The sequence below is a fragment of the Oceanisphaera arctica genome, from assembly GCF_002936955.1.
Lineage (GTDB): Bacteria > Pseudomonadota > Gammaproteobacteria > Enterobacterales > Aeromonadaceae > Oceanimonas > Oceanimonas arctica.
In genome coordinates this window covers 1-18,492 of record NZ_MPZM01000011.1, presented here as the reverse complement: position 1 = coordinate 18,492, position 18,492 = coordinate 1, and the positions used below count along the sequence as shown (strand labels likewise).

The following is an 18,492-nucleotide window of genomic DNA, read 5'->3' as shown; positions in this document are numbered from 1 at the left end:
TGTTTTTAACATGTATGTTAATTGTCATGGCTAAAAAATTATCTAAATACTTTTCTAACCAGATAACAGGAACGGCTTGCGAATAGCTGATAGTGCTTTAGACACTGCTTGGCGCGTCATTGGCAGCTGTTTTCTACTTAGCAGTTTCTGACCGATCTCATATTGACTGAATCCAAATTTCTGGAGTACCAGCATTTTTTTCTTATTGTCTGATAGTTTGGAGTCTACCATTAGCCGCGCTAGATTACGTAACTCGGCTTTATCGGATGGAGATAAAGTTTGGCTTAACATGTATTGGAAAAAATAAGCGTCGACCAGCTGATCTCCTGACTGAGCATTCGGTATTGCTCGCAGAGCACATTGAAGGCTAAGACGCCTTAATTCGACATTAAACTGTGTTAGTGAACGTTTTGCTTGTTTGTAAGCTGGATTCCACTCGCCACTCATTAACTGGGGCCTATGCTCAGTACAGTACTTGTGGCTTAACTCAAATTTTATTTCCTCAGTAAGCTCTATGTTATTGGGCTTTCCAGTCATCAGTGTCTCAATGAAGGATGAGAGCTCCGTTAAGTTCCCACAGAATTCGCAGAAACCCTGTCTACGTTGCGTGTTTAGATTGATATCAGCTGCGGCTGTTGAATTTTTTGGCTGCTTATACATGCAGAAAAAAATTAAGTCGGCTAAGGATTCGAGCGTCGCTATAAAGCACTTATCTCTAGAGGTATGTTTATCTCTCGTCTTTAAAAAGTGTCGTAGCAACTGGCGTTGTACGCGCACCATAATATCAAAGCCCAACAATCGAGTTACTTCACTGTACCGCATCTCTCTGCCCGCGCCTGGAACAAAGCCCATATAGTCGCCTGGAAGAGTTTTCATATAAGCGACCACAGCAGGATCGATCACTTCCTTTATCAAGCGCAAAATAGGATAGCGCCGTGAAAAGGTAGAATAGGGTGCTGATTGCTCGCTAAATTCCTCTATAGCTATAGAGATAGATGCATCGCAGCTTTCCCATATAGTTACGTTGGGCAGGGCGGATTTTTTTTTAACTTTATTTTCCATGTCAACTTTATAGTCCAAAAGCTCTGCTCAAGCAAGTTGAATTAACCGGCACCATACAGCACTCATCAGTATGGGAGGTCAACCATGAAAGCAATAACAAACAAGACACTTATCAATAAAAGGACCTTGCTGGCGATAATTCCGCTGTGCGAGCGTACGATTTACAATCTTGAGCAACGAGGAGAATTCCCGAAGCGCATTGCCTTAACCAGCCGTAACGTTGTGTGGTATTTAACCGAAGTTGAGGAATGGATAGAGTCACGAAAATTGTCAGGTATTCGAGCTGCTCGTCCTGGCTACATAAGAGGCTATTAATATGGCTCTCGATCTTATGGCGGCTTTCACTGAAAAACCGTCACCCATTGATTACGTTCTGCCCAATATGGTTGCTGGCACGGTGGGCGCACTGGTATCGCCAGGGGGAGCGGGAAAATCAATGCTTGCTCTACAGCTTGCTACGCAAATAGCAGGAGGGCCTGATCTACTGGGCATCGGCGATCTGCCTACTGGACCAGTAATATATTTGCCAGCAGAAGATCCACCTGTGGCCATTCATCATCGCTTGCATGCTTTAGGGACTTATCTAAAAGCGGAACAGCAGCAAATAGTGGCTGACGCTTTACTGATAGACCCACTGATCGGCAAATGCCCCAATATCATAAATAAAGATTGGTTCGACTATTTAAAACGAGCAGCCCAGGGGCGACGCCTAATGGTATTGGACACTTTACGCAGGTTTCATCTTGAAGAAGAGAACGCCAGTGGCCCCATGGCTCAAGTTATTGGCTGTATGGAAGCCATAGCTGCCGATACGGGTTGTTCTATCGTGTTCTTGCATCATGCCAGTAAAGGCACGGTCATGATGGGCGGCGTCGATCAGCAACAGGCTAGCCGCGGTTCATCTGTGCTTGTCGATAATATTCGGTGGCAATCTTACTTATCCGGTATGACGCAGTCCGAGGCCAGAGACTGGGGCGTTGATGATAGCCAGCGTGGTTACTTCGTTCGATATGGAGTCAGTAAGGTAAATTACGGTGCCCCTTTTCAAGAACGTTGGTTCAGACGCCAAGAGGGCGGAGTGTTGAAGCCCGCGGTTTTGGAGCCGCTGCGTAAGGCTAAAGGGAAGCTGCGTGAAGAAGTCTAAGTACGAGCTGACACACGTTAGACATGATCCGACTCATTGCTTAGCCCCTGGTTTGTTCCGTGCTCTCAAACGGGGCGAACGTAAGCATAGTAAGCTCGACGTTATCTATAAATATGGTGACGGTAAGTATATCGAATTTAGTGGTCCTGAGCCGCTAGGGGCAGATGATCTACGTATTCTACAAGGGCTGATTGCCATGGCTGGGCCAAGTGGTCTGATGCTGGGTCCTGATGCAAAAACTGAGAGCGGTCAGCAATTGCGGCTGTTACTAGAACCAAGGTGGGAAGCTACGGATGCTAACGCCATGGTGGTGAAGGGAAGTTACCGTGCGCTTGCCCGAGAGGTAGGCTATGCCAATATTGATGATACTAAGCCGATCAGAGATTGTATCGAGCGGCTGTGGAAGGTCTCAATCATTGCGCAGAATGGACGTAAGAGACAAGGCTTTCGTCTGTTAGCCGATTATGCAAGCGACGATACCAAGGGGCGGTTGTTCGTTGCTTTAAATCCGCTAATTGCCCAAGCGGTTATATGCGGGGGACAACATATCCACATTAGTATGGAAGAGGTGCGGGCGTTAAAGAGTGACACCGCTCGTCTGCTGCATCAGCGACTATGTGGCTGGATTGCTCCTAATAAGCGTGGAAAAGTGACTTTGGATACACTGTGTAGCTATGCGTGGCCAGAAGAAGCTAACGAAGTAGCTATGCGTAAACGCCGTCAAAGGGTGCGTGCGACGTTGCCGGAAATAGAAGCATTAGGTTGGACTATAACCGAGTATGCACGAGGCAAGTACGAGATAACTCGGGCCACGATATTGGTATTATCCCCACGTTAACAGTCACAAAGCCCACGTTAACGGTCACAAACGCCATGATAACCGTCACATTTTAGGTAGGCTAAAAATCGCTGTAAGCCTTGCTACTAAAGGCTTACAGCGATTGGCTAAAAAATCCATCTATGATCTATCTAAGATCATCTACTAGGCGCAGCTTTCAGCGCCCTAGTGGGCGCCTTCATCTTTACCAATTAAAGTCCTAACGGACTTTATCAATCGGCCTACGGCTTAACGCCAAGAGAAGGGCATTAAAACCACAGCTCACATAACAGTGCTGCAATTATTCACGAGTGGATGGGTAGAGTTGGTATATCAGGTCAAAAGCGCCTGCCGTCTCATCAGTGCTCCATTTTTCTCTGGCGTACAAACAATTCATTTTTATAAGCCCTTAAAAGCACATACAAGGCTGCAGAGCAGCAAAGCTATATGTTTTCTTGGCTTTGCTCTTTGGTGCGCGTTACGGGTTATCTACGGCTCCTCACAGGCTCTCAAGCTTGATAAACGGATAGGTTTTAGAACACATGACACTACAACATACAAAACGGGGCTAGGTCGCTGTAACAAAGCTTTGAACGGCTACTACAACGTGATGCCCTACCGAGTATAACTAACTGAAGATAACGGAGCTGTTACGGGCTTAAGTTGAGTTTTACGTTGTAATGCAGCGTTTTCATGTTGTAATCCCTTATTTTCACGTTTTAACACTACATATCTCACGCATAATTCAGTGTTTTTCACAAAGTGCTTCATATTTTTCACGGTTAATAATGTGAACGTACCGGGCAGGATAGGTGAAGTTAGCTAATCGGCGGAGCCAATTAACTAACTTCACTTTCCCTTATTCGCGCCGGAGGCTCTCAACGGTACCCCTGCTCTGCGAGGCTGGCAGTCGCTACCGCGACGAACAAGAAATAGATGGGTCTTCGCTATGTCCAGAAGGCTGTTAGTTTTTCCTTTTGGCGTCGCTTTAAACGCTTTTAGGTCTTAATCGTTTTAGAGATCTGTGATCTCTTTCCTTTGGCAAAAACCTAAATGCTAGGGGGGCGATTATGCGTAGATTGAAGCTAGGGGGTCGGATTATGCGTAGATTGAAGGCGAAGGGCAGGGGGTGATCGCGCGTGGATAAGTTACCGCGTTTACAGAAGGACTCTTGTTTTTATCAATCTTGACGCACAATGATGTTGTGCATACAATAAATGAAAAGTGATTAGGCACTATGGGCGATTGAATTTAAAGACACATGGCTAGAAGCCTTTTACGAAGACGATCAGAGTTACAAAAAGATACCCAGCACTATCGAAAGTGCGCTCTTTAGAAAGCTACAGATCTTGGACGCTGCCACTCAGGAGTCAGATTTGAGGATTCCGCCAGGTAATCGGTTTGAACATTTACAGGGCAATTTAGCAGGTTGGTGTTCGATCCGAGTGAACAAGCAATATCGACTGATTTTCCGTTGGGAAGACGGCGTAGCCCAAGAGACATACTTAGACCCGCATGCGTACAAAGGATAGTTAAGCGTGTGTTGGAGCACGTTTGGAGGTATGAAATTATGAGAAATACAAAACGTCGCCCAGTAACAGTTGGACAAATGCTGGTGATAGAATTTCTGGAACCCATGAACATCGAAATAAGCGAACTATCAGACGCCATGGGCGTGCATAGAAACACCTTGAGCCGCATCGTGCACGACAAGGGCACACTAACTGCACCTATGGCCATCAAGCTAGCTGCAGCATTAGGCAATACCCCAGAGTTTTGGCTCAATATTCAGCATGCCGTAGAAATCTGGGACGTTCGGCACAGAGCCTATGAACAAGAAGCGAAGAACGTACGCCGAGTAACGCCGCACCTAGAAGATGGAAGTGCGATAGCGGGGTAGTAGAAATCTGGGATGTCCGGCACCTAGCTTATGAACAAGAAGATAAGAATATACGCTGACTAATCTATATCTGGCAAACTGCATTCTTATAATCTGACAGGTGTAGAAATAAGATGAGTACCTGTCAGTTCTTCAATATCATACGCTAGAATAACTATCCCTAGGCATTAATTTGTCATTGACAAAAGTTAGCGGCGTTTAAATACACCTTCATCCAAGAGCCATTCTATGTCACTAGAGAATGTGGGTGCAGTTATATTAAACTGCTTACACATAGAACAAGCCAGAGTTGTTAGTTCCGATTCTAGAATTCCATAATTAGCACCGTACCCAGGTACTAATAAATATTTCTGACTCTTTCTCTGCGAGTCAGTTATTTTAGATGCATAGTTTGCAGCTATATCTAAAATTAAGAGGCGCCTTGAAATGTTATAACGTCCAGGGGATATTTTTAATTTCCCATCGTCTTCTGTTATATACCCAAGCTCTATGCAAACTGAAATAACACGTGCTATCTCTGTTGTCGGATACCCGTCGTCTTCAAGTGTTTTATAAACACTTTTATTTAGTCCGTCTTCACTCATTAATATCGAATGTTCGAGCTCAATAGGAGTTAGAAAGTAAATGCTCTGTAATTCTCGTCTTAACCTAACAAGAATACTTTTCACTTGAAAAAATGAAGCTGTGTTATCGAACGATAACATATGAGTAAGATCTCCGCGTAATGATGCGTAATAACCAGCTCCATCTAAATACTCTACAAACCTTGCAGATTCGTACTTTTCAAGAGTGAAGGCTCTAGAGTTTTGCGTTTGGTCAATCACCTTGTGTGAAACGCTGCCCGAATCCCCAGCGTAAAATTGTGACTGAATAAATAGTTTAGGCTTAGGGGCCCAGTTATCTATGTTGTAAGGAAGAATAAAGTCATAGGCTCTAGTTTTCTTTTTTCTTTTACCATCTTCTACAATCTCCTCCTCGCCGATGTTTACGTCATTCGTATTAAAGTCAGAGTTAGGACGAAGTCCGATTTTGGATAATTTTTCTCTCAGAGTATTTTCTGGTATATGTCCGCCAGAAGCAGATACACTACCCCTAACTTTAAATATTGTGCAGGAATTAAGTAAGTATTTCCCTAAAGATGAATCAGGTGATAGGCCATTCAAATATACATATGAACGGCAGATTGCCCAGAATTGCATTGTATCCTCATAGTCATCAAGGATGAGGCTTGCATACTCTCTTAGTAATATTTTTAGGTAGACACTTAAGTCGAGTAAAGGCTCAGTTTTAATGGAGAGCTTATATGTTTCATGTGATCCTACGAAACAAGACGCTAAAGTTTTTGCAATGTAATCAGCTTTTGTAGTTGAAGGGATTTCCTGTAGGATAAAGGTTATATTCTTTCTAGATGTCCCTCTTCTTGGTATAAGTGATCTTACATCATCTTCATTTAGCTTTATCAAGAAGTGGTTTTTTAAGTTGTTATCAGTTGCGCCTGAAGTTAAAAACAGCAAATTAAAGAAGGCTTCATAAAAGTCAGATATTCTCTGTTCGTCTTTGAAAAAACAATCACCAACTATTATTTTTTCACTCGCATTAATAACTGCATCGCATAATTTATTAACGCTACAATCATCATAATCCGAAAAGTCATCAAGATAACTTGAAATAGATTTAATAAAGTCACAGAGAGATTTTATCTCTGTAGTAAACTTATCACTGTCCTTGATCCTGTCCAATTTGGCCGTAAGCCATTGATCAAACTCTTCTAGTTGTTCTGAAGTGTCAAGAATTTCTTTGCGAAGCCGCATTTTTTATCCTTTTGTAAATATTGAGCTCAAACGAGGGTATAATACTTTTATTAAGGGAGGTTGACATGTTATCAAAAATAGACTTAAAAATCAGCAGTTTAGAGAGGGCGCTAGGGCTAGAGCCTCAGCATAACCTTCTTCTTGAGGGCAGAGATGATAGTCCAGATGTTTGCAAAAGCTGGTCTAGTGCTGATACGACACTTTTTGTTGGCGATAATTTGCCCTATTTGAAGGGGTTTGCACTCAATAGTCCAGAAATTGTAGATATGTGTTATATCGATCCTCCATATAATACCGGATCAAAATTTCTCTACAATGATAATCGGAGGTCTGATAAAGGCGGTATGTTTGGATCACATGCATCATGGATGGAGTTTATGTTACCGCGTTTGGTTACCTCTAGGGAAATGCTTAAAGATACAGGTATCATTGCTATCAGTATTGATGATTATGAATATGCTCATCTAAAAATTCTAATGGATAATATTTTCGGAGAAGATAATTTTATCGGAAATATTATTGTGTGTAGATCTAAAAATGGTAAAGGAAGTAAAAAACATCTTGCTTCAAATCATGAATACTTACTAATTTATGGAAAATCAAAAAAAGCTTCTTTACGCGGTCAGCTTGATGAGTCTGAATACGATAAAGAAGATGAATTTGGTCAATATAGAGTAGATGGTTTGTTTCGTAAAAAAGGTGATGCTAGTCTGAGAACCGATAGGCCAAATATGTACTATCCGCTTTATTTTAATCCCACTAGTGGTCAAGTGTCCGTAGAGCCTATTGATAACTGGAAGACTACTTATCCAGTAGATTCAAAAGGTATAGAAAGACGCTGGCTATGGGGATCTGGTACAGCTAAAGAGCGGGTTTGGCAGCTGTATGCTAGTAAGAATGGTGTGATTTATGTTAAAAATTATGCTGGAGATGGCATTACTGAAAAAAGGACCAAAGTAAGAACCCTCTGGACGGAGCCTGAATTTTATACTGAACGAGGAACAAACGAAATTAATAAGCTGTTTGGCTCTAAGATTTTTGATACACCTAAGCCATTAGAATTTATTAAAAAAATAATTGATATATGTTCTTCAACAGACGCACTTGTTCTTGATTTTTTTGCAGGCTCAGGGACAACAGCTCAAGCTATATCTGAGCTTAATAGTGAATATGGATGCACTAGAAAATGTATTTTGATGGAGACTGATAGTCAGATCCCACTAGATCATATAGCACGTAAATCTGGTTTTAACGCAATTTCGGATATAACAATAGAAAGACTAAGATTAATTAAGCTGGCACAAGAGTCCTTCGTCTTCACAGTTAATAATTCTTTTTCTAAAAACTATACGCTTTAGTAACGTATGTTTTTATGAAATATAATTATGGGTAGATATATTTAACCACTTATTATATTCACATTATTAGTGACTAGAATTGAGGAGGATGCGTTATTATGAAGGGCAATGGTTTTCAGTTATGCGATTTACATTAATATACTGATATTGCATATTTAACTATCTAAGCCGATCATTTATTCATTACTTCCAAGCTTTGGGAGAGCGTGGCACATTGTCCAGTATAGAATTCAACATTGTCGGTTAAACGTTTGAACGGATATAGCTCATAAGTAACCATGCGTAACTGATGTGGAAGCACTCGTGCATATGGCCCAGCAGCGCTGATTCCTGAGAGTTATACATCCACATCTGTTATGCGGCCTTACTTATGCATACGAGCCGCACGCTCTACGGGGGCATGCTCAAATCGTCAGTTATCGTACAGATTTGACTGAAAACACAAAAAATTAGGTATCAGTAGCAAATAATTTTGGCAATGGTATATATTATGGTATTACAGTATGTCCCTCTATTAAGTCACTGAAATATACATGTTTGTTTTTCTTGTTTACAATAGAGTGGGAATGAGCTGACCGCCATCTGGCGTAAGGCACGATGAGAAAAGGGGCGCTTGCGCCCCTTTTTGTTTGCCGTTGTCGGCTAATACCAATTTGAATAAACATCTGATCATTTTTAAACCCGAGCTCAGAGGCAACACAGCCGCCTCCCACGACACGCCACTGGTAAATGACACTCACCATGCAGCCTACTTCGAGCATTCACTGGATGTTCGGTCAGGCTGCAACCGTTCGTCACGGCGAGACAAGCTCGCGCCCTGAGGGCTCGGGAAATGCCGTCTGACCGGCAGGGAGGGCGGGAATGCCGGAACGGCAGGAGCATTTTTCGGCCATGGCATTTCACGGTCGTGGTAGTCGATCTCTGTTGCCTCTTCTCAAGTACCGAGTTGTTTGTAGACGATGCCAACAGGCAACTCCCTGGCATCAGGGAGGATAAAGGGAGCTGCTCCGCCGACCCTCCGCGCCAAGGATGGCGCGGCGGAGCCTACATGGAGGTATTCACGGCGTGTCGGCGGAGCGGGCCATTTGTCCGACCTTTGCAGAGCAACCAAATAGATCAGTTCTTTAATCTGTTTGGTATAAGATCTACTTTCGGCTGTTAGTTTCTTCCCGGTGATGTCATCGTGAAACGGTCCCACTCATCAAAGGAAGGATCATGAAAACATCAATTTTCAGCCTGTTCTTCGCCGTTACTATTGCTGTGTCGGCCCAGGCAGCGGATGGCATGGTGGATATCGAAAGTACGTTTACCGTGAAGGAAACGGCAGATCGAATGGAACACATCCTGAAAGAGAAAGGGATGACGGTATTCAATCGAATAGATCACGCACAGGGTGCCGGTAACGTCGGCGTCGAGCTGCGAGATACCGAGCTGCTCGTGTTCGGGAATCCCAAGGTAGGCAGCCCGCTGATGAAGTGCCGGCAAAGTGTGGCTATCGACCTGCCGCAAAAAGCCCTGATCTGGCAAGATGAAGAAAACAAGGTCTGGATATCTTATAACGAGCCGGGATATCTAGCGAAAAGACACGATATTACCGGCTGCGAAGAGGTGATATCGAAAATAGAGCAGGCGCTGGCCGGCATGGCAACCTCGGCCGCAAAAGAATAAGGCTGTATTTTTTACCGACAGTTTTTACCTGTAGCCAAAGACGGACGCCGATAAAAAGGGCGCCGAGAGGCGCCCAACTGGATCGTGCTTGCTATCCATACGACTTTACTTACTCATTTTACTACGTCGGCTCGCAGACACTGGCTCCTGTGCCTGCAAACCGGTTGGCCTTTCGGCCAACTTCGGGATTATTCCTGGTTCTTGCGCTTGTCGCGCTTCTCCTGACGCTTTTCTTTCAGGGACTTTTCCGCTTTCTTTTTTATTTTTTCCTTACTCATGATCAAGCTCCTTGATGACGGGCCGCCGGAAAAGCGCCGCTTTCTTTTCTCGCTGGCCTGTAAAATAGACTTTTTCATAAGCTCAAGTTGAATAGACTCGAGCTACACCCATTTAAAGGGGGGCACGGCAGGCTGAATACTTCAAGGCTGCATCTCCTTATGATGTGCTGGTCAGGCAATACCAAATAAAGATGGGGCAGGCCGTGATTCTCGGCCGCAGAATTCAGGCCGGATGCTAAACAGCATCCGGCTTAAACCGGGCAGAAGGGGGCTGGGCTCGGAAAATTGATCTGATACTTATACATAAAACCCTCTGAGAGTGTGTGCTTATGTAAGTAGTGAAGATTCCAAGTAACTAAAAAATATATAAAAAAGCAGTATCAATACCCTAGCCCAAGCCCTCGGGGAAAGCAACGCCCGGTCAGCGTTTATAAATTAAGATAGCGATTCATATCCAGCAGCCAGTATCGTTTTTTCATTACGGGGCCTTATCTTGGGTGCGTAACAGGGTGTTACCACAGGGCCGACGCATGATCATTTTATGAACAAGCTTGACTTGTTTTGAGCTGCCTATCGCTCATAAATCAATCAACAATACATAGGATTTATCAAACCATAAAGCCTCGAATGAGTCACATTATTGTTTGGTCTAATGCCACCCTATTAATCTGTACGTTTTTTGAACTATGATGCATTACCCTTGGGTGTCACCATGAAGCTATCTCCGGGTAAAGAGGTAAGCGGCTAATTAACCCCATCTTCTCGCGCTAACGTCGTTGCGGCACGCTATTCCTCTCAACAAGAGGAATGACAATGACCCCACAGCAAAAACGTCAGTACTGGCAAGCCCAGTTGCAAGCCCAGGCAGATAGTGGCCTCAGCAAGGCCGCATTCTGCCAGCGCCAAGGTATCCGTCCGTCAACCTTTTACTATTGGGCCACTAAACTCAAGGCGCCTGAGACATTTCGGTATCACACTATCCATCCGGTGGTGGTGTCTGAACCAGGACCACATAACCAGGCTCATCACCTGACCTTGACCCTGCCCAACGGCTGCCAGTTGGCATTTTCGGCCGCGCTGGAACCCGATACCCTGCAACGCCTCGTGGCTGCCTTGCGATGATCCCACGCGGCGACATCTACCTGGTGGCCGGCGCGACCGAGATGGGCAAATCAATCGATGGCCTGGCATTGCTCGTCAGCGATGTGCTCGAACTCAACCCGCTGAGCGAGGCTTGGTTTATCTTCTGCAATCGTCAGCGGAACAAGCTGAAGATCCTGTTCTGGAGCTGGGCGGTAGCTATCCCTATGTAATCCTGGATGATGCCGACGTCGATCATGCGGCAAAGACCTGTGTAAAGAGCAGGCTGAACAACGGTGGGCAGAGCTGCATCGCTGCGAAGCGGTTCATCGTTACCAAGAAGAACCGCGATGTGTTCGAAGCGAAGGTCGTCGAGAACATGAAGAGCGCCAAGGTGGGCGGCCCGAGGGACGATTCGACGGATATCGGACCGCAGGCACGGGTAGATTTGAGAGATGCGCTGCATGCGCAAGTCGAAGCCAGCATCGAAAAAGGTGTCCGGTGTCTGCTGGGTGGAGCGATACCTGATGGAAAGGGCGCCTACTACCCTCCAACCGTTCTAACGGACATCGCGCCGGGGATGCCGGCCTACGAGGAGGAGTTTTTGGCCCGGTCGCTGCCGTCATCTCTGTGGCCGATGAAAAGGAGGCGCTGGCGGTGGCCAACGATACATCCTTTGGATTGGGTGCTACGGTGTTTACTCGCGACATACAGCGGGGTAAGCAAATCGCGGAGCATGAGTTGCAGGCCGGCTGTTGTTTCATCAACGAGTTCGTTAAATCCGATCCGCGTTTACCCTTTGGGGGAATCAAGCAGAGCGGATTTGGTCGTGAGCTATCCTCCTATGGCATCAAGGAATTTGTCAACATCAAGACCCTGTATGTTTCCACTCAGCCCGACAGGACTCAACGTTAAGGACTAGATACCATGAGCAAATCGACACCCAAAATATGCAGTGAATCCTTTCTCCAGGGCGCCTTTGATGTGCTTGCAATTGATGAGCAGATGCAGCATCTGATTCGCTCACCCCACCGGGAAATCAGTTTTGAGATCCCTATCACGCTGGGTGACGGTAGCCTGCGGGTTTTCAGTGGCTATCGGATACAGCACGACCACAGTCGCGGGCCTTTCAAAGGAGGGTTGCGGTACCATCCCGACGTCAATCGTGAACATTTCGAAGGACTCGCCCAGCTCATGACGTGGAAAACGGCGCTGGTAGACATTCCCTTTGGCGGCGCCAAGGGCGGAATCAATTGCGATCCCCGCCAGCTATCCGATCGCGAACTTGAATTACTGACCAAGAAGCTTACGCAACGACTTGAATGCGTAATCGGCCCTGATGTGGATATTCTGGCACCGGACGTAGGGACGAATCCAAAGACCATGGCTTGGATCTACGATGCCTATAGCCTCGTACACGGGCTTGAACCCGCGGTCGTAACGGCCAAGCCCATTCAGCTCGGTGGGTCCCAGGGCAGAACGGCGGCGACGGGGAGAGGGGTTGCCCTGGTTACGTCATGGGCTGCTGATATGGAGGGCATTGAATTGGAAGGTGCCACTGTGGCGATACAGGGCTTCGGGAATGTAGGCCGTTTCGCGGCAAAGTTTCTATCCGACTACGGCGCTACCATCGTAGCGGTGAGTGATTCCAAAGGTGGGTTATATAACGAAGATGGACTGAACACTGCATCGCTTTTCGAGGCGGCCGAAAAGACGGATCGTCGAACGTCGCTCTACGACTTGAAGGTCGATGGCCAAAAGCTCGATAACGAGGCATTGCTCTCGCTCGACGTTGATATCCTGATACCTGCTGCCATGGAAAACGCCATTACGGACGAGAACGCCAAGGATGTAAACGCGCGGATGATCGTTGAAGCTGCCAATGTGCCGATCACCTGCAAGGCCACGAATATACTGGCGGACAGCGGGATTCCCGTGATCCCCGACATCCTTGCCAACGCAGGTGGTGTCATTGTTTCCTACCTCGAATGGGTGCAAAACCGGCAGAGATACCGGTGGGATGAGGAACGCGTGAACCATGAACTGGAAGCAACGCTGAGGCGGGCATGGGATGCCGTACTGGAACGGAAGCAAAAGGAATCGAATACGTATCGTGAAGCGGCTTATTTGATAGCTGTAGAACGGGTCAAAGAAGCGATTGAGATGCGGGGCTTTTAGATGGCTATGTACTAATGGGCACCTCGAAAAACCTCGCCGACCAGCTGTACCCTTGGGTAAAATTCACAGCGTCTGATACAGCCACGGACTGACACCGATGAAGAAGCTACGCAGCGCCCTCAAGACCGATTTGTTTGCCGCCGATCAGCACCGGGAGAAGATCGACCGCCTGGGCGATCCGCTGGCGGAGATCAATCTGCACATCGACTTTTCTGCCCTGGCGGCAGCCGTTGATCGAGTTGCGCCGCGTCCGGTTAGCTCGCAGGGTGGCCGGCCTCCCTTCCCGACGGAAACGATGGTGCGGATTATGGTGCTCAGCGGCTTTACAACCAGTCCGACGAGCAGATGGAATACCAACTGCTGGACCGCATGAGTTACCAGCGCTTTTGCGGACTCACGCAGGTCAGTAATATTCCGGACCGCACCACGATCCGGACGTTTGAGAACCGGATCGGTGAAGCGGGCGCCAGAGCCCTGTTTGACGGTGTGGCGGATCAGCTGATGCGCCGGGCTATATTGCGCGCGGCGGTCAGATCATTGATGCGACCCTGGTGCCTGCGCCCAAGCAGCATATCCGCCGCCATGAAAAATACATCATCGAGCAGCAGGCCACGCCCGCCGACTGGAAACCGGCCCAGCGCCGCCAGAAGGACCTGGATGCCACCTGGACCAAGAAGCATGGCAAGAGTCACTTCGGCTACAAGCTGTAGATCAACGTGAACAAGCGTTATAAGGTGATCCGCGCCATTGAGACCAGCACCGCCTCGGTGCATGACAGCCGCCACTTCGAGCAGGTACTTGATCCCTATAACACCAGCCAGAATGTCTACGCCGATCGAGGCTATGCCAGCCAGGCGCGGGAAGCGGATCTCAGGCAGCGTGGCAATCGCCCTGAAATTCAGCGCAAAGGGGCGCGTAACCGCCCACTGTCCGACTGCTAAAAACGCCGCAACCACCGCATCGCCAAGATCCGTGCTCGGGTGGAGCATGTGTTCGGGGCCATCGAACAGATGGGAGGCATGCTGATACGCACCATCGGCCAGGCTCGGGCGAACGTAAAAATGACGATGATGGCGACCTGCTACAATCTGAAGCGGTTGGTGTATTTACGCCGAGCCGGAATCGAGGCCTTCTGATGGCCGCTGTGGGTCGAATGGCGCCCAATAGGGGTGATTCGATCTACGGATAGGCATTAAATGGTGACATGAACCTTCACTTGCCGGGGAAATTACCCTGTTTTTGTCGTCGTCGTACGGCTGTTGCTAAATGTAGCGAAAAATATCGGTTAATCGAGGTGCCCAGTATCGTAAGGACGCGGATCATGCCTTTCACCGCTGCGGCAAGGAGTGTCGAGGGGGAGTGGCCGGCTGGCAGTTACCAGCGTCACCGGCCCGAGCAGACCCTTCTCTACCTGATCGTTGAGTAACACTACTCGGCATTCACGCCCATTTGGCGGTGCAGGGCAGGGAATTGCCGGGCTACGTGCAACGTGAGTTCAAGGATTACCTCAGAACTGCAAACACCAGCCGAGCGTATGAGTTTTCGGGAAGGGCAATACCGTACCCGTTCGATTTATTGCACCATACGGGCCTTCTCGGCATCGATGTGCCCGTACCATCCGTCTGTGTACGGTAACGCACAGATATGTCCTGTCGGGGCGGATATTCTTCTCAGTGTGTTCCCGGCTGCAGACGTGCCGTTCAGCGCGAGGGGGCGCAATCTTTCGCAAAATCCTGGCACGAAGCGACGCGCTGACGAAAGTAAACCAGGCATGAAGGCGTGGATGAAATGCTGATTCTTTGGGGAGGTACAATTGATGGGACAATTTGTTGATGCTGCATTGACAGAGCCGTATGACAGAATATTCAGGCTGATTCAAAAGCGGGTAGCCGACAAGATAAAACTACCCGTCGAAATCCAGTTGTGGGGTGGCCACAGCTATCGTTTAGGCAAAGGCGAGCCCGTAATCCAGATCCTGGTCAAGAATCGTCACGGGCTGGCTGCCCTCAGAGACCTGGATGAGGTGAGAATTTGCGAAGCTTACATGGCAGGTAACCTGGATGTCGCGGGCGATATGCTGGGATTCGCCAGTCTGCGCGGGCTGTTGCGCGACCATCATCCGCTGCACGCTCTGTGGTTGCGGATTGCGCCACTGTTCGTAGGTCGGGAGCAGACCGACCGGCGGGCGATTGCCGGTCACTATGATTTCAGCAACGAGTTCTATCTCAAATTCCTGGACCCTAGCCGCTGCTATTCGCAAGCGGTATTCGAGCACGACGACGAGTCACTGGAAACAGCCCAGCACCGCAAGCTCGATTTTGCCATCGAAGCCTGCCGGTTGAAGCCGGGAGATCGCGTCCTGGATGTCGGTGGCGGCTGGGGCAGTTTCACCGAGCATGCAGGACGACGCGGAATTCACGTCACATCGCTGACTATTTCAGAACAGTCCGAAGCTTTTCTGGCAGACTTGATCGAGCGGCTGCAACTCCCATGCAAGGTGCTGAATCAAGACTTTTGGGAACACACATCGCCGGCCCCTTACGATGCCATCGTAATCCTTGGGGTGATGGAACACCTGCCCGACTATCCGGCCGTTCTACGGCATCTTCAACGCTTGCTGAAACCAGGGGGGCGCGTGTACCTTGATGCCAGCGCATATCGGGAAAAGTATTCCAAGCCTACCTTCGTATCCCGCTATATCTTTCCGGGCGACCATGCTTATTTCTGCCTGCACGCTTTCCTGGCAGAAGTGGCCAGGAGCGAACTGGATGTGTTGGGGGTGTATAACGACCGGCATAACTACTTCCTCACGTGCAAGATCTGGGCGGAGCGTCTGGAGGACGCTCGCGATGAAATAGTCAGCCGTTGGGGCGAGATGCTTTATCGTCGTTTTCGATTGTATCTATGGGGCTCGGCCCAGGCCTTTCTCAGCCGTGAAATGGATGCGTACCGGGTGGTTCTGGAGCTTCCAAATGTCAGCGTAAGCAGCAGCGACGCTTCTGGTGAGCATATGGATATGGGGACGAAGCAGCGCTAATGGGTGACCCTGTTAAATCGCACTGAATGCTGATCCGATTATGGTAGTGATTTGCATTGAAATATGAACCGCGCAGTGCTGCGCATATTCCTGAATATACCGTAAGTTGTCAAACATGCGCCAAGGATTCGCGACCTTTATCGCGCTGGTGTGCTCGTGGCACTTAGGCTGGAATGCCTATGAGGAAATTAAGCCATGGCTGAGATGGAAGATCGTTGGGTGTTTGTAGGTCATATTTGTACCTACTTCGTCGTTGCCGCGGCTTGCGCCCTGTTCACCGCATCCTGGGTGGGTGCGGCTCCGAACAGTCCAATTCCTTCGTTCGAGGCAACCGCGCTGAGCGGTGAGAAGATCACCGACGCCAAGCTCATCGGCCAGCCGATGATCCTGATCATCACACCCAGCAAAGCTGCTGCCGGAGACACGCGAAAGTGGGCCAATGCGCTGCGGGAGAACCTGGATCCGAAGTCAATCCGCATCCGCGACGTGCTGGCTGTCGATCTGCCGTTCTTCATGAGCGAGGCCGACGCCATAGGGCGCGCCAAGGAAAAGATTCCGGCTCGCTACTACGACCAGACCTGGATCCTCGATGAAACGAGCCTTGAAACGGCGCTCAATATTCCGACGGGAAGCGCGAGTGCTTACGTGATTGTTCTGGATTCCGAAGGGCAGATCATCGCCCGCGTCAGTGGCGCTCCGACCGAGCAGAGCATCAGCCAGGTCAAGTTGGCTGTTCAATCAGTGAAGTAATGGAGAGCTAGTCGAATCCAGGCCAGCAGCGTCAGAACGTCCGACAAAGGCGCGCCGGGGGCGATCAGTAATAAGGCCAGCTTTTGCATATTTCCTCCTGAGGCGCATGCATGACTCAACACCTGCCGCCTCACTAGCAGCCTGTCGGACTTGGCCGGTCGTAGTGAGGGAAAGTCCGATTTGAGGCAGTTTTTGAGCTCTTTTGAGGAAAATAGTGGTTCTATTTAACAAAAAAGAGGACGAAAAATGACCAAAGTCGGCTTTTCCGCAGTAGATCAGTGGTAAGTCCGACAGGCTGCTAGAGGCTCCGGCATCGGGAAATGATGTTCATGCAGGCTATAGATTTCTTCCTGGATTGTGGATTCGAATGACGATTAGACAACTCCTGCTCTTATAGATAACCAATCATGCCATCTTCTTCAGCGCCTATTCGTCATTGAACGGGATGGCGGGGTCAAAAAGTGGAGCACCTTTCACTTGTTGCTGTGTCATATCAACATAAATTTTAGAGGTACCCCAACTCACCTCTTTAATCGAGTTCGGTGCGATCAAAACCTGATGACCCAGCCACCAATTACTGGTGTTAATAATCAAATAACGAATAGCCCAGGTGTCGGTGTCTATCAACATGCCTTGCAAGTGGCCCAGGTCACCGTCCGTTGCCTCAAGGTGATAACCCATCACGGCAAGACTACTACGGAGATGACGGTCTTGATTGCGGTGTCGGATAGCATCCGCGTCTGCAAACATATCAATACCTTCATCTGGCTGTGGAGCCACACTAGAGTAGCCCGGCGCAATCATATACGGGCTAGAATAACCACCCCAGAGGCCAGTATTACCCCAATAAGGTGGATAACCGTAATATCCGAGGTAATCCACTTCATGCTGCCGCGAAACTGACTTTTGGGTGTCAATGTCGGGGCTGTTTTTTACCTGTTCTCTGGAGATAGAGACGGTGAGTGTCTTACCTTCGAGATTTACATTTTTTATTGAGATTGGTGAAAGCAATACTTTTTTGCTGGCCAGCCAATGGCCCGTTTCAACCACCAAATAACGAATCACCCACTGCTTGTCGTCAAAATAAAATTCTTTGGTTGCTCCAATATCGCCATCAGCGGCATGAATGGCAAAGCCTTCTAAATCTTTCAGCGTATGTAACATGATGTATTTACTCTTCAGATAAAAGAAAACGCAGACAACAAATCATTGCCGCGCAAATAGGACAAGGGCAGGCCGGACGTCTTCTAGCGATGGTCGTGCATCCGCCCGAACGTGCTGTCCAGCAGACGCGCCAGCTTTTGCGCGGCGCCCTGGACCGCCTGCTCCAGCGTCGCGGCGTGGTCCGTCACCGCCACCGGCTGCCGGCCTTCGAGACGAGCCTCCAGCATGCAGCGCTGGTCGTGCTG

General features: G+C 48.2%; 15 protein-coding genes and 2 pseudogenes. 14 read left to right on the top strand and 3 right to left on the bottom strand.

The genetic code is table 11. The features are described from left to right. Positions 1–54: 54 nt before the first annotated feature. Positions 55–1,080, bottom strand: coding sequence for a LuxR family transcriptional regulator (locus UN63_RS07015; RefSeq protein ID WP_104486063.1), 1,026 nt, complete (start codon positions 1,078–1,080; stop codon positions 55–57). A 66-nt stretch (positions 1,081–1,146) separates the two neighbouring features. Here UN63_RS07015 and UN63_RS07010 point away from each other — a divergent pair, with 66 nt between their 5' ends. The 5 genes from UN63_RS07010 (at position 1,147) to UN63_RS06990 (ending at position 4,923) form a co-directional block, all read left to right on the top strand. Then, positions 1,147–1,377, top strand: coding sequence for a helix-turn-helix transcriptional regulator (locus tag UN63_RS07010; RefSeq protein WP_104486062.1), 231 nt, complete (start codon positions 1,147–1,149; stop codon positions 1,375–1,377). Between the two features lies 1 nt (position 1,378). Next, positions 1,379–2,206, top strand: coding sequence for a helicase RepA family protein (locus UN63_RS07005; RefSeq protein ID WP_104486061.1), 828 nt, complete (start codon positions 1,379–1,381; stop codon positions 2,204–2,206). Further along, positions 2,193–3,044 (top strand): replication protein C, IncQ-type, encoded by an 852-nt coding sequence (gene repC, locus UN63_RS07000; protein WP_104486060.1) that lies wholly within the window; start codon positions 2,193–2,195, stop codon positions 3,042–3,044. The genes UN63_RS07005 and repC overlap by 14 nt, the downstream gene beginning before the upstream one ends. 1,223 nt (positions 3,045–4,267) lie before the next feature. Beyond that, positions 4,268–4,555 (top strand): type II toxin-antitoxin system RelE/ParE family toxin, encoded by a 288-nt coding sequence (locus UN63_RS17465; protein ID WP_104486059.1) that lies wholly within the window; start codon positions 4,268–4,270, stop codon positions 4,553–4,555. A 38-nt stretch (positions 4,556–4,593) separates the two neighbouring features. Next, positions 4,594–4,923: a HigA family addiction module antitoxin gene (locus UN63_RS06990; RefSeq protein WP_104486116.1), complete on the top strand. Its 330-nt coding sequence runs from the start codon at positions 4,594–4,596 to the stop codon at positions 4,921–4,923. A 188-nt stretch (positions 4,924–5,111) separates the two neighbouring features. Here the strand turns inward: UN63_RS06990 and UN63_RS06985 are convergent, their stop codons facing one another. After that, complete coding sequence (locus UN63_RS06985; protein WP_104486058.1) at positions 5,112–6,734, bottom strand: hypothetical protein; 1,623 nt, start codon at positions 6,732–6,734, stop codon at positions 5,112–5,114. A 65-nt stretch (positions 6,735–6,799) separates the two neighbouring features. Between UN63_RS06985 and UN63_RS06980 the strand changes: the two genes are divergently transcribed. The 9 genes and pseudogenes from UN63_RS06980 (at position 6,800) to UN63_RS06945 (ending at position 17,083) form a co-directional block, all read left to right on the top strand. Further along, on the top strand, positions 6,800–8,092 hold the full coding sequence (locus UN63_RS06980; RefSeq protein WP_104486057.1) for a site-specific DNA-methyltransferase: 1,293 nt from the start codon (positions 6,800–6,802) through the stop codon (positions 8,090–8,092). A gap of 1,215 nt (positions 8,093–9,307) precedes the next feature. After that, positions 9,308–9,760 (top strand): DUF302 domain-containing protein, encoded by a 453-nt coding sequence (locus UN63_RS06975; protein WP_104486056.1) that lies wholly within the window; start codon positions 9,308–9,310, stop codon positions 9,758–9,760. A 1,091-nt stretch (positions 9,761–10,851) separates the two neighbouring features. Then, positions 10,852–11,160, top strand: a complete 309-nt coding sequence (gene tnpA, locus UN63_RS06970) for an IS66 family insertion sequence element accessory protein TnpA (protein ID WP_104486055.1) — start codon at positions 10,852–10,854, stop codon at positions 11,158–11,160. After that, positions 11,157–11,351: an IS66 family insertion sequence element accessory protein TnpB gene (tnpB, locus tag UN63_RS16940; protein WP_146084723.1), complete on the top strand. Its 195-nt coding sequence runs from the start codon at positions 11,157–11,159 to the stop codon at positions 11,349–11,351. Before tnpA ends, tnpB begins: the two co-directional genes overlap by 4 nt. Further along, positions 11,273–12,033: pseudogene (locus UN63_RS17460) on the top strand (aldehyde dehydrogenase family protein). The gene tnpB and the pseudogene UN63_RS17460 overlap by 79 nt, the downstream one beginning before the upstream one ends. Positions 12,034–12,045: 12 nt before the next feature. Then, positions 12,046–13,296: a Glu/Leu/Phe/Val family dehydrogenase gene (locus UN63_RS06960; protein ID WP_104486054.1), complete on the top strand. Its 1,251-nt coding sequence runs from the start codon at positions 12,046–12,048 to the stop codon at positions 13,294–13,296. Between the two features lie 97 nt (positions 13,297–13,393). Next, positions 13,394–14,432 (top strand): annotated as a pseudogene (locus UN63_RS06955) (IS5 family transposase). A gap of 680 nt (positions 14,433–15,112) precedes the next feature. After that, complete coding sequence (locus UN63_RS06950) at positions 15,113–16,333, top strand: class I SAM-dependent methyltransferase (RefSeq protein WP_104486053.1); 1,221 nt, start codon at positions 15,113–15,115, stop codon at positions 16,331–16,333. Between the two features lie 195 nt (positions 16,334–16,528). After that, complete coding sequence (locus UN63_RS06945; protein WP_104486052.1) at positions 16,529–17,083, top strand: hypothetical protein; 555 nt, start codon at positions 16,529–16,531, stop codon at positions 17,081–17,083. 426 nt (positions 17,084–17,509) lie between these two features. Here the strand turns inward: UN63_RS06945 and UN63_RS06940 are convergent, their stop codons facing one another. Continuing rightward, positions 17,510–18,247 carry a PRC-barrel domain-containing protein gene (locus tag UN63_RS06940; protein WP_104486051.1) on the bottom strand — a complete coding sequence of 246 codons (738 nt, stop codon included), beginning with the start codon at positions 18,245–18,247 and terminating at the stop codon, positions 17,510–17,512. Between the last annotated feature and the right edge of the window lie 245 nt (positions 18,248–18,492).

Excerpts from the sequence above, each read along its gene's own strand:
- UN63_RS06985 (WP_104486058.1), bottom strand. The coding sequence starts at position 6,734 with ATGCGGCTTCGCAAAGAAATTCTTGACACTTCAGAACAACTAGAAGAG.
- UN63_RS06975 (WP_104486056.1), top strand. The coding sequence starts at position 9,308 with ATGAAAACATCAATTTTCAGCCTGTTCTTCGCCGTTACTATTGCTGTG.
- UN63_RS06945 (WP_104486052.1), top strand. The coding sequence starts at position 16,529 with ATGGCTGAGATGGAAGATCGTTGGGTGTTTGTAGGTCATATTTGTACC.
- UN63_RS06940 (WP_104486051.1), bottom strand. The coding sequence starts at position 18,247 with ATGTTACATACGCTGAAAGATTTAGAAGGCTTTGCCATTCATGCCGCT.
- tnpA (WP_104486055.1), top strand. The coding sequence starts at position 10,852 with ATGACCCCACAGCAAAAACGTCAGTACTGGCAAGCCCAGTTGCAAGCC.
- UN63_RS07005 (WP_104486061.1), top strand. The coding sequence starts at position 1,379 with ATGGCTCTCGATCTTATGGCGGCTTTCACTGAAAAACCGTCACCCATT.
- UN63_RS06950 (WP_104486053.1), top strand. The coding sequence starts at position 15,113 with ATGGGACAATTTGTTGATGCTGCATTGACAGAGCCGTATGACAGAATA.
- UN63_RS07010 (WP_104486062.1), top strand. The coding sequence starts at position 1,147 with ATGAAAGCAATAACAAACAAGACACTTATCAATAAAAGGACCTTGCTG.
- UN63_RS06980 (WP_104486057.1), top strand. The coding sequence starts at position 6,800 with ATGTTATCAAAAATAGACTTAAAAATCAGCAGTTTAGAGAGGGCGCTA.
- UN63_RS06960 (WP_104486054.1), top strand. The coding sequence starts at position 12,046 with ATGAGCAAATCGACACCCAAAATATGCAGTGAATCCTTTCTCCAGGGC.
- UN63_RS06990 (WP_104486116.1), top strand. The coding sequence starts at position 4,594 with ATGAGAAATACAAAACGTCGCCCAGTAACAGTTGGACAAATGCTGGTG.
- tnpB (WP_146084723.1), top strand. The coding sequence starts at position 11,157 with ATGATCCCACGCGGCGACATCTACCTGGTGGCCGGCGCGACCGAGATG.